General features: G+C 74.3%; 13 protein-coding genes. All 13 read right to left on the reverse strand.

Annotation, left to right across the window (positions count from 1 at the left end; genetic code table 11):
• Nucleotides 1–4 precede the first annotated feature (4 nt).
• Nucleotides 5–487, reverse strand: coding sequence for a winged helix-turn-helix transcriptional regulator (locus QSK03_RS03310; RefSeq protein ID WP_285648523.1), 483 nt, complete (start codon nucleotides 485–487; stop codon nucleotides 5–7).
• Nucleotides 484–1527: an LLM class flavin-dependent oxidoreductase gene (locus QSK03_RS03315; protein ID WP_285648524.1), complete on the reverse strand. Its 1044-nt coding sequence runs from the start codon at nucleotides 1525–1527 to the stop codon at nucleotides 484–486. Before QSK03_RS03315 ends, QSK03_RS03310 begins: the two co-directional genes overlap by 4 nt.
• The gene (locus QSK03_RS03320) at nucleotides 1527–2039 is read right to left on the reverse strand and encodes an SRPBCC family protein (RefSeq protein WP_285648525.1); all 513 of its coding nucleotides are present in this window, start codon (nucleotides 2037–2039) and stop codon (nucleotides 1527–1529) included. The genes QSK03_RS03315 and QSK03_RS03320 overlap by 1 nt, the downstream gene beginning before the upstream one ends.
• A gap of 93 nt (nucleotides 2040–2132) precedes the next feature.
• The gene (gene pdxT / locus QSK03_RS03325; RefSeq protein ID WP_502872116.1) at nucleotides 2133–2759 is read right to left on the reverse strand and encodes a pyridoxal 5'-phosphate synthase glutaminase subunit PdxT; all 627 of its coding nucleotides are present in this window, start codon (nucleotides 2757–2759) and stop codon (nucleotides 2133–2135) included.
• 21 nt (nucleotides 2760–2780) lie between these two features.
• The gene (locus QSK03_RS03330; RefSeq protein WP_285648527.1) at nucleotides 2781–3233 is read right to left on the reverse strand and encodes a hypothetical protein; all 453 of its coding nucleotides are present in this window, start codon (nucleotides 3231–3233) and stop codon (nucleotides 2781–2783) included.
• 22 nt (nucleotides 3234–3255) lie between these two features.
• Nucleotides 3256–3825, reverse strand: a complete 570-nt coding sequence (locus tag QSK03_RS03335; RefSeq protein WP_285648528.1) for a hypothetical protein — start codon at nucleotides 3823–3825, stop codon at nucleotides 3256–3258.
• Nucleotides 3826–3868: 43 nt separating this feature from the next.
• Nucleotides 3869–4771, reverse strand: coding sequence for a pyridoxal 5'-phosphate synthase lyase subunit PdxS (gene pdxS / locus QSK03_RS03340; RefSeq protein WP_285648529.1), 903 nt, complete (start codon nucleotides 4769–4771; stop codon nucleotides 3869–3871).
• 106 nt (nucleotides 4772–4877) lie between these two features.
• The gene (locus QSK03_RS03345; RefSeq protein WP_285648530.1) at nucleotides 4878–5930 is read right to left on the reverse strand and encodes an NUDIX domain-containing protein; all 1053 of its coding nucleotides are present in this window, start codon (nucleotides 5928–5930) and stop codon (nucleotides 4878–4880) included.
• Nucleotides 5927–7117 (reverse strand): glycosyltransferase family 4 protein, encoded by a 1191-nt coding sequence (locus QSK03_RS03350; protein WP_285648531.1) that lies wholly within the window; start codon nucleotides 7115–7117, stop codon nucleotides 5927–5929. Before QSK03_RS03350 ends, QSK03_RS03345 begins: the two co-directional genes overlap by 4 nt.
• Before the next feature lie 424 nt (nucleotides 7118–7541).
• Nucleotides 7542–9005, reverse strand: a complete 1464-nt coding sequence (locus QSK03_RS03355) for a sugar porter family MFS transporter (protein WP_285648532.1) — start codon at nucleotides 9003–9005, stop codon at nucleotides 7542–7544.
• Nucleotides 9002–9979, reverse strand: coding sequence for an ROK family glucokinase (locus tag QSK03_RS03360; RefSeq protein WP_285648533.1), 978 nt, complete (start codon nucleotides 9977–9979; stop codon nucleotides 9002–9004). The genes QSK03_RS03355 and QSK03_RS03360 overlap by 4 nt, the downstream gene beginning before the upstream one ends.
• Nucleotides 9976–10728 carry an HAD family hydrolase gene (locus QSK03_RS03365; protein WP_285648534.1) on the reverse strand — a complete coding sequence of 251 codons (753 nt, stop codon included), beginning with the start codon at nucleotides 10726–10728 and terminating at the stop codon, nucleotides 9976–9978. The genes QSK03_RS03360 and QSK03_RS03365 overlap by 4 nt, the downstream gene beginning before the upstream one ends.
• Nucleotides 10725–13358 (reverse strand): glycoside hydrolase family 65 protein, encoded by a 2634-nt coding sequence (locus QSK03_RS03370; RefSeq protein WP_285648535.1) that lies wholly within the window; start codon nucleotides 13356–13358, stop codon nucleotides 10725–10727. Before QSK03_RS03370 ends, QSK03_RS03365 begins: the two co-directional genes overlap by 4 nt.
• Nucleotides 13359–13390 lie beyond the last annotated feature (32 nt).

Here is a 13390-nt window from a genome sequence, read left to right on the forward strand (position 1 = left end):
CGCCCTATCGGTGCGCGGCACCCCGGGCCCCGGGCCCGGGCGTGCTGCGCACCCGGTCCTCCGAGCCCAGGCGGTGCCCGCCCGCGCACTCCGCCACCAGCTCCACCGGCGCCCCGCAGCCCTCGTGGCGCACCACCACCGGCGGCCCGTCGTCGCGGTGGCGGTCGCCGTAGGCCATGAGCGCCATGAGCACCGGGCGCAGGTCCTGCCCGGCCTCGGTCAGCCGGTACTCGCGGCGCGTCCGGCGGCCCGGCTCCCGGTACTCCCGGGTCTCGACGAGGCCGGCGTCCGCGAGCACCGCCAGGCGCCGGGTGAGCACGGTGCGGGCGATCCCGAGGTGCGCGACGAGGTCGTCGAAGCGGCGCACGCCGTGGAGCAGGTCGCGCACCACGAGCATCGTCCACGGCTCGCCCAGCACGGTCATCGTGCGCGCGATCGAGCACGCGCCGCTGTCGACGTCGCGCCAGCGCAGGGGCGTCCCGGTCATCCGACCTCCTCCACGAGCTCGATCGCCCGCCCCAGCGTGTCCAGCCGCGCGCCGAGGTCGGCGCCCGCCGGGTAGAGCCGCACCGTGGTGATCCCGGCGTCGCGCCAGGCGCGCAGCCGGCCGCGCACGCCGTCCTCGGTGCCGATCAGCGTGGTCGCCGCGACCATCGCCCGCGGCACCGCCGCGACGGCGTCGTCGCGGCGCCCCTCCTGCCACAGCGCGCCCACCTCGGCCGCGACGTCGGCGAACCCCTGGCGGGCGTAGGCGTCGCGGTAGAAGTTCCGGCTCGCCGAGCCCATCCCGCCGAGGCTGAAGGCGAGGCCCGCGCGGCGCTCGTCGAGCATCGCGCCGAGCTGGTGCTCGTCCTCCGCGAACGCCACCTCGGCGCCCTGGCACAGGTCGAGGTCGGCGAGCGTGCGCCCGGCCGCGGCGGCCCCGGCCGCGAGGGGTTCGAGCGAGGTCGCGGCGCCCTCGGGGACGAAGCTCGTGCCCAGCCAGCCGTCGGCGACCTCGCCGGTGAGGTGCAGCATCCGCGGCGAGAGCGTCGCGAGGTAGATCGGGACGGGGTGCTCGGCGCGCACCGACACCCGCATCGGGCGGGCCTCCCCGCCGGGCAGGGGCAGGGTGACGTGGCGCCCATCGTAGGCGACCTTCTCCCCCGCCATCACCCGCCGCACGACCTCGACGGTCTCGCGCATCCGGCCCAGCGGGTGGGCGAACGGCACCCCGTGCAGCCCCTCGACGACCTGGGGCCCGGAGCTGCCGAGGCCCAGGAGGAAGCGGCCCTCGGCGAGGGTCTGCAGGGTCAGCGCGGTCTGGGCGATCAGCGCCGGGGTGCGGGTGCCGACCTGCACCACGCCGGACCCGAGCAGCATCCGGTCGGTGCGCGCCGCGAGGTAGCCCAGCGGCGACGGCGCGTCGGACCCCCAGGCCTCGGCGACCCAGCACACGTCGAGGCCGAGCCGTTCGGCCTCGACGACGAAGTCGACCGTCTCGGCCCACGGCGCGCCGGAGGCCTCGATCGTGGTCGCGGTGCGCATCAGGACTCGGCGCGCTCCTTGATCCCCGCCAGCGTGCGCTCGATGCCCGCCCGGAACTCCCGCAGCCGGCCGGCCACGATGCGCTCCTCCTTGTCGGGCATCCGCTCGATGACCTTCGTCAGGTTCGACGGCCCCGGGCCCATCTGCGCCCACTGCCGCAGCTCGGTGCCCTCCCCGGCGGGCGTGAGGGTGAACAGCCAGGTCGCCGTGGGGTTGGCGGTGTCCATCACGGCCCAGGAGAAGCGGCGTTCCTCGTCGCACTCGATGACGGTCGACACCGTCTCCCACTCCCCCGCCTGCGGGTGGGAGTTCCGGCCGCGGAAGCGGTGGCCCACCGCGGGCGCCTCGCCCTCGGCCGGCCCGTCCGGCGCGGGCAGCCAGTGCGCCTCCTGCAGCTCCTCGGAGGTGTCGGCGACGACCGCGATGTCCCGGACCAGCGGCCACACGCGGGCGGGCGGCGCGGCGATGTGGACCTCGGCCTCGACGGTGGGGCGGTCGGCGTAGCGCGGCATCGGGGCAGCCTACCGACCTGGGTCCGCCCTCGACACCCAGCACGTACGTGAGCAGTTGGCGCCCCGGGAGGGGCGCCAACTGCTCACGTGGGGTCAGCCGGCGGCGGCGTACTCCCGCACCCGGCGCAGGAACAGGTCGTGCAGCCGGGCGTCGCCGGTCTGCTCGGGGTGGAACGCGGTCGCCATCACCGGGCCCTGGCGCACCGCGACGACCTTGCCCGACGCCGGCCCGGGCACGGAGCCCGGCACCCGCGCCAGGACCTCGACGCCGCGCCCGGTCGACTCCACCCACGGGGCGCGGATGAACACCGCCCGCACCGGCCCGCCGACCACGCCGGTGACCGCGAGGTCCGTCTCGAATGACTGCACCTGCCGGCCGAAGGCGTTGCGGCGCACCGTGATGTCGAGGGCGCCGAGCTGGTGCTGGTCCGGGCGCCCGTCGATGGCCTCGCGGGCCAGCAGGATCATCCCCGCGCACGAGCCGAACGCCGGCATCCCCGCGCGCAGGCGCTCGCGCAGCGGCTCGAGCAGCTCCACCGCCTCGAGGAGCTTCGAGAGCGTCGTCGACTCGCCGCCGGGCAGCACCAGCCCGGCGACCTCGGCGAGCTCCGCGGGCCGGCGCACCGGGCGGGCCTCGGCGCCGCAGGCGCGCAGCGCGTCGAGGTGCTCGGGGACGTTGCCCTGCAGGGCCAGGACGCCGACGGGTGCGGTCACGGCCACCAGTCTAGGAAGGCGGGACGCTCAGCCGCCCGTGCCGCCGGGGTCGCCGAAGCGCGCGCGGTACTCGTCGAGGTGCTGGGACGCACACATGCGCTCCTGCTGCTGCCCCTGGGCCTGCGCCATGCACTCGTCGAGCGTGAGGCCCTCGCCGAAGGTCCCGATCCCGAGCAGGCCCGGCACGACCAGCCACGCGCCCACGATGAGACCGACGAGCGCGAGCACGAAGCCGCCGAGGGAGGCGCCGCCGCTGCGCTCGCGGTCGTGGAACGCGCGGCGCGAGCCGATGAAGCCGACGACGAGACCGACGACGCCGAAGGCCACCCCCAGCCACGCCAGCCAGTCCATGTCCCAGATCAGACCGGAGAGGCCGGAGCCGACGGCGAGGATGCCGAGGGCGAGCGCGCCGGTGCCGAGGCCGCCGTCACGCTCCCGCGGGTCGACGCTCTCGCGGGCGGGGCGGGAGGCGGACGTCATGGCGGAATCCTGCCACCGCCGCCTACTCGGCCGCGCCCGGGTACCGCTGGTTGAACTCCTGGAGATGCTGCGACTTGCACATGTGCATCTCACGGGCGGTGGTCGACTGGGCCATGCACTGGTCGAGCGTCAGCCCGTCGCCGAACTGTCCGGTGCCGAACAGCGTCGGCCACACGATGATCGCGCCCGCGACGAGCCCGACGGCCCCGGCGACGAAGCCGCCGAGCGAGGACACCCCGTCGGTCGCCAGGTTGTGGAAGGCCCGGCGGGCGCCGAGGTAGCCGGCGACCACGGCGGGCAGGCCCAGCACCACGCCTGCCCAGCCCGTCCAGCAGGTCGCCACGGCGAGCAGCCCGAGCACGAGCGCCGGGGTGCCCATGCCGTTCTTCTTCGCGGGCTCCTCGACGGGCTCCGCGTCCTCGGCCGGCTTCCGGCGCCGCGGCGCGGCGGCCGGCGCGGGAGCGGACGGCTCCGGCCCGACGGCCCGGAGCACGTCCGTGCTGGCCTCGGGGTCGACGTCGTGCGTCTCCGCCGTGGCCTGCCGGTGCATGCCGACCAGCCGGCGTGGGGAGCCGCCGTGCGGGGTGGTCATCGACCGCATCGTCCCACGCGCCGCGGTGATCGCCGCGTGAGCCTCACCAGCCGCGGGTCGCGAGCCGTTCGTGCTCGGCCATGTCGGAGGTGGTGCGCCCGACCATCGCCTCACCGAGCCCGGCCGAGACCTTGGCGATCACGTCCGGGTCGTCGTGGAAGGTCGTGGCCCGCACGATCGCCTCGGCACGCTTCGCCGGGTCGCCGGACTTGAAGATGCCCGAGCCCACGAAGACGCCCTCGGCGCCGAGCTGCATCATCATCGCGGCGTCCGCCGGGGTGGCGATGCCGCCCGCGGTGAACAGCACGACCGGCAGCCGGCCCGACTCGGCGACCTCCTGCACGAGCGACACCGGGGCCCGCAGCTCCTTCGCCGCCGCGTAGAGCTCCTGGGTGTCCATCCGCGACAGCGCCCGGATCTCCGAGCGGATCGCCCGCATGTGGCGGGTGGCCTCGACGACGTTGCCGGTGCCGGCCTCGCCCTTCGACCGGATCATCGCCGCGCCCTCGCCGAGGCGGCGCAGGGCCTCGCCGAGGTTGGTCGCGCCGCAGACGAACGGGACGGTGAACGCCCACTTGTCGATGTGGTGGGCCTCGTCGGCCGGGGTGAGCACCTCGGACTCGTCGACGTAGTCGACGCCGATGGACTGCAGCACCTGCGCCTCGACGAAGTGCCCGATGCGGGCCTTCGCCATCACCGGGATCGACACGGACTCGACGATGCCCGCGACCATGTCCGGATCGGACATGCGCGCCACGCCGCCCTGCGCGCGGATGTCGGCGGGCACCCGCTCGAGCGCCATCACGGCGACGGCCCCGGCGTCCTCGGCGATCTTCGCCTGCTCCGGCGTGACGACGTCCATGATCACGCCGCCCTTGAGCATGTCGGCGAGACCGCGCTTGACCCCTCCGGTGCCGGTGGCGGGGGCGGTGTCGGGCCTGGTCACGGTGGGTCCTCCGGGTGCAGCACATCGACGGTGACGTCACCGCGATCGTACGGCCGCACCCGGCCCGCGTGCCGTGACGCGGTGCACGATCCGGCACGTGGACGGGTCAGTGGATCGCCAGGGGGGTCCCGCCCGGCTCGAGGGCTGCGGGGTCGGCGAGCAGGTCGGGCAGCTGGTGGGGGTGGACGACGTCGAGGGTCACCGCGAGCTCGGCCGGGGTCCACCACCGGTGCCCGCGCACGGTGCGGGACTCGTGCTCGGTGAAGCCGGTGGTGTCGATCCCGCCGGACGGCACGTGCACGACGTGGAAGAGCTCGCGGCCCGCGTAGGTGGCGCCGCCGGCCTCGAACACCACCTCGCGCACCCAGAGCGGCCCCCGCACCTGCGCGGGCTCGACGTCCAGGCCGGTCTCCTCGGCCAGCGTGCGCGCGACCGCGGCCCGGGGCTCCTCGCCCGGCCCGACGCCGCCCCCGGGGGCGAACCAGAACGACTCCGCCGGTCGCGCCGGGTCGACGCCCTCGAACAGCAGGACCCGTCCGTCGTCGTCCACCACGACGACCCGCACGGCGTCCTGGGCCGCCCGCACCGCCGGCGCCGCGGGGTGGACGCCGTCCGGGCCCGGCTCGGCGATCTCGAAGTACCGCGGCACCGGCGCGGTGCCCGCGAGGTGCAGCCACCGCACCATCCGGCGCCCGCGCAGGGCGCGCGTGTCCCGGACGGCGTCGTTGTGCACCCGGCGGGCCACCGCGACCCGGGCGTTCGCGTCGGCGAGCTCGGCGGCGAGGTCCGCGGGCAGGGCGGCGGTGTCGAGCGGCGCGAGGGCGCGGGTGAGGTCGTTCTCGGCGGCCTCGCGGTCCGGGTCGAGCACGCCGTCCTCGGCCGCGCGGGTCGTGGCGGCGGCACGGGCGGCCGCGCGCAGGGCCCGCCGGTCGGCGTCGTCCATCGCCACCGGGCCCGCGGTCGCGGCGACGGCGCGGACGACGGCGGCGCGGCGGTCGAGCGCGGCGGCGAGCCCGGCGGCGGCGGCGTCGGTGCGCACGTGCAGCCGGTCGAGCCTGCGGGCCCGCGCGATCATCACCGCGGCGGTCACGACGACGAGCAGGAGGACGGCGGTGGCGACGATCGCCACCAGCACGCCGACGGGACCGGGGAGCGTCACGAGGAGGACCGTAAGCTCGCCGCCGCCCGTCGCGCCGCCGGGGTCGACAGCGTCCCGCCGGCGCCGACGCGGCGGGGGTCGGCGGCGACGGCGACCTCGTAGACGCGCAGCACGGCGGCCGCGACCACCGACCAGTCGAACGCCGCGACGCGCTCGCGCCCGGCCCGGCGCAGCGCCTCGCGGCGGGCGGGGTCGTCGAGGAGCGCTGCGACCGCGGCGCTCCAGGCCCCGGCGTCGCCGGTGGCGACGGTGACCCCGGCCGGCGGCTCGCCCAGCACCCGGCGGAACGCGTCGATGTCGCTCGCCACCACGGGCGCCCCGGCGGCCATGCCCTCGGCCAGCACGACGCCGAAGCTCTCGCCGCCGGTGTTCGGGGTGGCGAGCAGGTCGACCGACGCCAGCATCGACGCCTTCGTGGCCTCGTCGACGGCGCCGAGCAGGTCGATGCGGTCGGCGAGCCCGGGCCCGGCGAGCTCGCGCAGCTCGTCGGCGTCACCCCGGCCCACGACGAGCAGGCGCAGGTCCGGCCGGCGGGCCGCGAGCGGGCGCAGGGCCTCGAGCAGCAGGGGCATCCCCTTGCGCGGCTCGGTGTAGCGCCCGACGAAGCCGACCGTGGCGCCGTCGCCGTGGTGGGGGCGCCCGGGCAGCGGCGGCGCGTCGGCGAACGCGCCGACGTCCACACCGTTGGGGATCTCGACGGCGTCGCCGCCGAGGTGCTCGACGTAGACCTGGCGCGCCAGCGGCGAGACCGCGATCCGCGCCGTGACCCGCTCCAGCAGCGGGCGCAGCACGGGCTCGAAGAACGTCATGGTGCGCGAGCGCGGCGTGGACGTGTGGAACGTCGCCACCACCGGGCCCTCGGCGACGACGAGCGCGAGGAAGCTCAGGCTCGGCGCGGTGGGCTCGTGGACGTGGAGCACGTCGAAGTCGCCGTCGCGCAGCCAGCGGCGCACCCGCGCCAGCGAGACGGGCCCGAACGTCAGGCGGGCGACGGAGCCGTTGTAGGGGACGCCGACGGCCTTTCCCGCGCGCGTCACCCCGGCGGGCACCGGCGTCTCCGGACCGGCCGGCGCGAGGACGTCGACGTGGTGCCCCAGACCGGTCAGCGCGCGGGCGAGGTCGAGGACGTGGGCCTGGACCCCGCCGGCCACGTCCAGCGAGTACGGACACACGATCCCGATGCGCATGGCGGACGCCAGCCTACTGACGCCCCGTCACGTCCTCGTTCGGGTGTCGCGGCGCACCGATCCCCGTGATCAACGGGGACTTCGGGCGCGTAGAAGCAGCGAACAGCACGTTCGCTGCGACCCACGCCGACCGCTACGCCGGTGCTGGGCGGGGCGCTCCCCGGCGCGGCCGCCGCCGGCGGACTCCGGCGGTCGGCGCACCGCGGTGTCGCGGCGGGAGCGGAACGCGCACGGCCGACCCGGGCCGCAGGGGCGGCCCGGATCGGCCAGGCAGCGCGGAGGGTCCGCACCGCGGCGTGCCCCGATCTCGGCGAGCAGGGCGGCGCGGTCGGAACCCTCGTCGAGGGTCAGTCGCAGGCGGCGGCAGGGCAGGTCGACCAGGAGATCCATGCTCCTGATCGTCCTGCCACCCGCCAGGGGTTTCTCAGGCCACCATCTCCTCGAGCTCCTTGCCCTTCGTCTCCTGCACGTATCTCGAGACGAAGAAGAAGGACAGGAGCGCGAAGAACGCATAGAGGCCGTACGCGAACGCCAGGCTCAGGTCGGCCAGCGCCTGGAAGCTCACCGTGATGAGGAAGTTCGCGATCCACTGCGCGGCGGCGGCGACGGACAACGCGGCGGCCCGCAGCCAGTTCGGGAAGATCTCACCGAGCAGCACCCAGACGACGGGACCCCACGTGACCGCGAAGGACACGACGTAGAGGTTGGCGGCGACGAGGGCGATCGGGCCCCACGGACCGGGCAGGCTGGGCGACTCCGAGCCGTCGGAGCCGACCGTGAGCACGGACTGCGAGAACGCGATCGCCATGATCGTGAGGGTCACGAACATGCCGGCGGAGCCGCCGAGCAGCATCGGCTTCCGGCCGACCTTGTCGACGATGAGGATCGCGACGACGGTCGACAGCACGTTGATCAGCGCGTTGATCACCGAGGCGAGGAACGAGTCGCTCTCGGAGAACCCGACGGCCTGCCACAGCGTCGTCGAGTAGTAGAAGATCACGTTGATGCCGACGAACTGCTGGAAGACCGACAGCAGGATGCCGACCCAGACGATCGGGCGCAGGCCCGCCGCGTGACCCCGCAGGTCGCGCAGGCTGGGCTTCTCCTCCCGGTTCAGCGTCTCGGCGATCTCGCCGACCTTGTGCCGTACCGCCTCGGCGGTCGTCCCCAGGACGTTGGCGAGGACGCGTCCGGCCTCCTCGAGCTGTCCCTTGGCGACCAGGTAGCGCGGCGACTCCGGGATGCGCAGGGCGAGGACCGCGTAGATGACCGACGGGATGATGCCGACGAGGAACATCCAGCGCCAGGCCTCGAGGCCCAGCCAGAACGTGTTCGCCGCGCCGCCGGCCACGCCCGCGAGCAGGGCGTCGGAGAGCAGGGCGACGAAGATGCCGAGCACGATCGCCATCTGCTGCAGCGACGCGAGCCGCCCGCGGATGTGGGCGGGCGCGATCTCGGCGATGTAGGCGGGGGCGATCACCGAGGCGATGCCGATGCCGACGCCGGCGAGGAACCGCCAGATGATGAGGTCCCACACGGCGAACGCCAGACCGGACCCGATCGAGCTGATGGCGAAGAGCGCGGCCGCGACGAGCATGACGCGCACGCGGCCGTACCGGTCCGCGACGGGACCGGCGAACCAGGCGCCCACCGCCGACCCCAGCAGGGCCACGGCCACCGCGAAGCCGGACAGCAGCGGGCTGTTCTCGAGACCGAACTGGCTGTTGAGGGCATCGACGGCGCCGTTGATGACGCTGGAGTCGAAGCCGAAGAGGAAGCCGCCCACGGCGGCGACGATGGAGATGAGGATCGCTTTCGCGGTCGTCTTCTCCCGTGAGCCGGGAGCGCCCGGCTGGGACCCCGGTGCGGGTCCTGGATCGCTGGTCATCGGTCACTCCCCGGAACGGCGCTGTCATCACTGGTCCGGGCCAGGTCGGCGGCGCCGACCATCCCGGCTTCCCATCCCATCTCCGCGAGCCGGACCTCGGCGACGGGCCGGTGGCCGCGTCCCGTGAGGTTGGCCCGGAAGGTCTCCTCGACCCGGCCGCGCAGCACCTCGCCCGCGGCGGACACCCCGCCGCCGATGACGAAGAGCGACGGGTCGAGCACCGCCGCGAGCTGGGCGAGGCCCAGCCCGATCCAGCGGCCGATCTCATCGAAGCAGTGCAGGGCGCCCACGTCGCCCTGCTGCGCCGCGGCGGTCACCATCTCCCCGGTGATCGCCTCGGGGTCGCCCCCGGCCGCCGCCAGCAGGCCGGCCGCGAACGCCGGCGAGTGCCGCGCGATCTCCCGGGCCTCGCCCACGAGCGCCCGCCCCGAGCCGTACTGCTCCCAGCAGCCCTGCAGCCCGCAGCCGCACCGGCGGCCGTACGGGACCATCGTGATGTGGCCGATCTCGGCGGCGACGCCGAAGCCGCCGCGCAGGAGCCGGCCGTTGGTCACGATCCCGCCGCCGACACCCGTGCCGATCGTGATCGCGACGAGGTCGTCGTGGTCGCGCCCGGCGCCGAAGCGCGACTCCGACCAGGCCACGGCGTTGGCGTCGTTCTCGACGACCACCGGCAGGTCGAGCCGTCCCATCAGCTCGCCGCGCAGGTCCTCGTCGCGCCACGCGAGGTTCGGCGCGAACATCACCTTGGCCCGGGCGGCGTCCACGAACCCCGCGGCGCCGATCCCGACGCCGACGACCTCGTGGTGGCTGGCGAGCTCGCGCACCCCGTCGGCGATGGCCTCGAGCACCAGGTGGGTGTCGGTGGCCGGCGTCTCGCGACGGGTCGACGCGATCAGCTTGCCGTCCTCGTCGACCACGCCCGCCGCGATCTTGGTGCCGCCGACGTCGACGCCGACGGTCAGCCCGCTCACGAGGTCGTCACCAGCTCGTGCCGGCCGAGCGCGGCGACGTCGACCGTCCCCATGTCGGTGACCACCACGTCCGCCCCTTCGGCGGCGAGGGCGTCGACGTCGTCGGCCCGCGACACGCCCAGCGCGCCGAACCCGCCGGCCCGGGCTGCCTGGATGCCGTTGACCGCGTCCTCGGCGACGAACGCGTCGGACGGGTCGACGCCGAGCTCCTTGGCCGCCGTCAGGAAGATCTCCGGGTTGGGCTTGCCCTGGGCGAAGTCACGGCCGGAGACGTCGACGTCGAAGTAGCCGTGGAGGTTCCCCTCCGCCCCGAAGCGGGACAGGTCGACGCGCTCGAGGAAGAGCTTCGCGTTCTTCGACGACGACGCCGCGGCGATCGGGATCCCGGACTTCTTGACGTCGACGACGAACTGCACGGCGTCGTCGTAGGCCGAGAAGCGGCCCTCGGAGATGAGCCGGATGATCATCTCCTGCTTGTACTCGCCGTACTCCTGCACGCGGCGGTCGATGTCGGGCACGCCGAAGTACTCGAGCGCCGCGGTGGCCCCGGCCTTGCGCGGCTTGCCCGACATCCGCTCGTGGTAGAGGGCCGGCGTGAACTTCTCGGGCGTGTAGCTCGTCTGCGAGACGATGTCCGACCAGGGGCCCTCCATCAGCTCGCGCAGCGACTCGCGCCAGGCCTCCTCGTGGGGGGAGTCGACGAGGACGCCGTCCACGTCGAAGATCGCTCCTGTGTAGCCGCTGCTCATGCGCCGTTCCCTCCGTCGTCGTGCGCGCCGCTGGTGGTCGAGCTCTGCAGGGTGCCGTCGGCGGAGGCCTCCACCGCGGCGGGAGTGGCGGCAGGCGCCGTCGACGACGCGACCCGCCCCTCGCGGTCGAGCGACACCGTCCACTCCTGGCCGGCGCCCAGCTCGCGGACCTCGTCACCGAGCCCGATGCGCACCGGGTGGCTGAAGCCCTCGGACTGCACGGCCACGGTCAGCGCCCCGTCGGCGACCGAGACGCGCAGCGAGGTGCCCTGGAACACCAGCGAGAGCGCGAGCCCGTCGAGGCGCAGCGTGAGCCGCGGGGCGAAGTGCAGGACGCCGTCGCGGGCGCTGGCACCGAGGTAGGCCCGCTGGAGCAGGTCGAGGGTCCCCGACATGACCCCCATGTGGATGCCTTCCTTGGTGGTGCCCCCCTGGACGTCGCCGATGTCGGACTCGACGGCGACGAGGAAGCGCTCCCAGGAGCTCTCCGGGTCGATGCCGGCGAGCACCGCGGCGTGCGCGACGAGCGAGAGCGTCGAGCCGTGGGAGGTGCGCCGGTCGTAGTAGGCGACCGTGCGGCGGGCGAGGTCGTCGTCGGAGGCGATCTCGTCGTAGCCCAGCCGCGAGAGGATCTCGCGCAGCTCGTCCTGGGTGAACAGGAAGAACAGCATGACCGCGTCGGCCTGCTTGGCGAGCTTGTAGTGGTCGGGGTCGTCGCCCTCGGCTTTGAGGATGCGGTCCATCCGCTGGATGTTCTTGTGCCGCGCGCGGTAGCCGTCCCAGTCCAGCTCGGCGAGGGACTCGTAGCCCTCGAACTGGGTGATCACCGGGTGACCGGAGTCGTCGCGGTGGATGGGGACGTCCATCGAGGTGGCCATCTCCGACCAGCGCGCGATCTCGTCGTCGGTGATCCCGAGACGGCTGCGCAGCGCCCGGCGGCGGCTCTTGGGCAGCAGCGCGAGCACCTTGGGCGCGGTCGCGGCGATCCACGCGACCATGACGTTGGTGTAGGCGTTGTTGCGCAGCCCGCCGGCCTCGGCGCCCGGGTAGCGCTCGTGGAACTCGTCGGGCCCCATCACGCCGTGGATCTCGTAGCGCCCGCTGTCCGGGTCCTTGTGCGCGATCGAGGCCCAGAAGCGCGCGATCTCGAGCATGAGCTCGGCGCCGTAGTCGCGCAGGAACTCGAGGTCGTCGGTGGCCTGGTAGTACTGCCAGACGTTGTAGAAGATCGCCGCGTTGACGTGGCGCTGGTTGTGCGAGTGGTCGGGGTCCCACTGGCCCGAGAGCGGGTTGAGGTGGACGACCTGCGTCTCCTCGGTGCCGTCGCTGCCCGACTGCCACGGGAACATCGCCCCGCGGTAGCCGGCCTCGGCCGCGGCGGCGCGGGCCTCGGCGAGGCGGCGGTAGCGGTACATCAGCAGCCCGCGGGTGATCTCCGGGAGCCGGTAGTTGAGGAACGGGTAGACGTAGAGCTCGTCCCAGAACACGTGGCCGCGGTAGGCCTCGCCGTTGAGGCCGCGGGCGGGTACGCCGGCGTCGTGGCGGGCGGTGTGCCGCGAGCAGACCTGCAGCACGTGCGCCATGTGGAAGCGCAGCAGCAGCTGGATGCGCGGCTCCGCCGGCACCTCGAGGTCGGCGACGTCCCAGTACTCGTCCCAGGCGTCGACGTGCTCGGCGAGGCAGCCCGCGAAGTCCGGGTAGCGCTCGACGTGCCGGCCGGCCGCGGTGAGCGTCTCGGTGATCGCGTTGTCGTGGCTGGTGAAGAACGACACGATCTTCTCGACCCGCACGGTCTCGCCCTCGGTCAGGTCGAGGTCGAGCACCTGCTGGATGTAGTCGTTCATCTGGTGCAGCGTCCGGGCGGGCTCGATGCGCTCCCAGCCGCGGCCGCGCGCCCGGTAGATCCGCGTCCGGGCGGCCTCGGAGACGTAGAGGTTCGACTGCCGCGTCCGCACCTTGAGCGCGATGATCTCGGGCCCGAACGTGCGCGGGGTGACGGGGTCGAGGTGGCGGCCCTCGAGGTCGCGGTACCGGGCGACCATGGTGTTGTCGACGCGGCCGTCGATCGCGGAGACGATCCCGATCCGGCCCGACCAGTTCTCCGCGGTGAGCGTCCACTCCATCGCCGCCTGGTGGCTGTGCGCCATCGACACGAAGCGGCGGCTGCGCAGCGTCGTCTCCCGGCCCGCGCGGTCCCGGAAGCGGAACTCGCGGCTGGCCGTGGCGCTGCGGATGTCGTAGGAGTGCCGGTAGTCCAGCACCTCGACGTTGTCGAGGCGGACGGCCTCCTCGCCCTCGATCCGCAGCTTGAGCACGAGCCAGTTCGGCAGGTTGACGAGGTCCTCGTTGAGCACGGGGCGCCCGCCGAGGATCGTCGTCTCGCGGTTGTAGGCGCCGTGCGCGTACGTACCCGCGTAGTGCTTCGGCGCGTCGGTGTCCTCCCACTCCGCGGCACCGCGCGTGCAGAAGTAGCCGTTCCCCGTGCTGGTCAGCGCCTCGCGCAGGCCCTCGTCGTCGGGCTCGAAGCCGGTCCAGGTGAGCGTCAGGCCGTCGGCGACGGCGCCGCCGGGCAGGACGGTGCCGTCGCTGCCGGCGGTGGTCGGGTCGGGAACCGTGTCGGTCGCGGTCACGGGGTGCTCCGTACTCCTGGGGGTGCGGACGG

It is taken from the genome of Actinomycetospora sp. NBRC 106375, assembly GCF_030269665.1.
Classification (GTDB): Bacteria; Actinomycetota; Actinomycetes; order Mycobacteriales; family Pseudonocardiaceae; genus Actinomycetospora.

What these genes read in the sequence shown, in the direction of transcription:
- QSK03_RS03310 (WP_285648523.1), bottom strand. Translation starts at nt 487, where the DNA reads ATGACCGGGACGCCCCTGCGCTGGCGCGACGTCGACAGCGGCGCGTGC.
- QSK03_RS03315 (WP_285648524.1), bottom strand. Translation starts at nt 1,527, where the DNA reads ATGCGCACCGCGACCACGATCGAGGCCTCCGGCGCGCCGTGGGCCGAG.
- QSK03_RS03320 (WP_285648525.1), bottom strand. Translation starts at nt 2,039, where the DNA reads ATGCCGCGCTACGCCGACCGCCCCACCGTCGAGGCCGAGGTCCACATC.
- QSK03_RS03330 (WP_285648527.1), bottom strand. Translation starts at nt 3,233, where the DNA reads ATGACGTCCGCCTCCCGCCCCGCCCGCGAGAGCGTCGACCCGCGGGAG.
- QSK03_RS03335 (WP_285648528.1), bottom strand. Translation starts at nt 3,825, where the DNA reads ATGACCACCCCGCACGGCGGCTCCCCACGCCGGCTGGTCGGCATGCAC.
- QSK03_RS03350 (WP_285648531.1), bottom strand. Translation starts at nt 7,117, where the DNA reads ATGCGCATCGGGATCGTGTGTCCGTACTCGCTGGACGTGGCCGGCGGG.
- QSK03_RS03355 (WP_285648532.1), bottom strand. Translation starts at nt 9,005, where the DNA reads ATGACCAGCGATCCAGGACCCGCACCGGGGTCCCAGCCGGGCGCTCCC.
- QSK03_RS03365 (WP_285648534.1), bottom strand. Translation starts at nt 10,728, where the DNA reads ATGAGCAGCGGCTACACAGGAGCGATCTTCGACGTGGACGGCGTCCTC.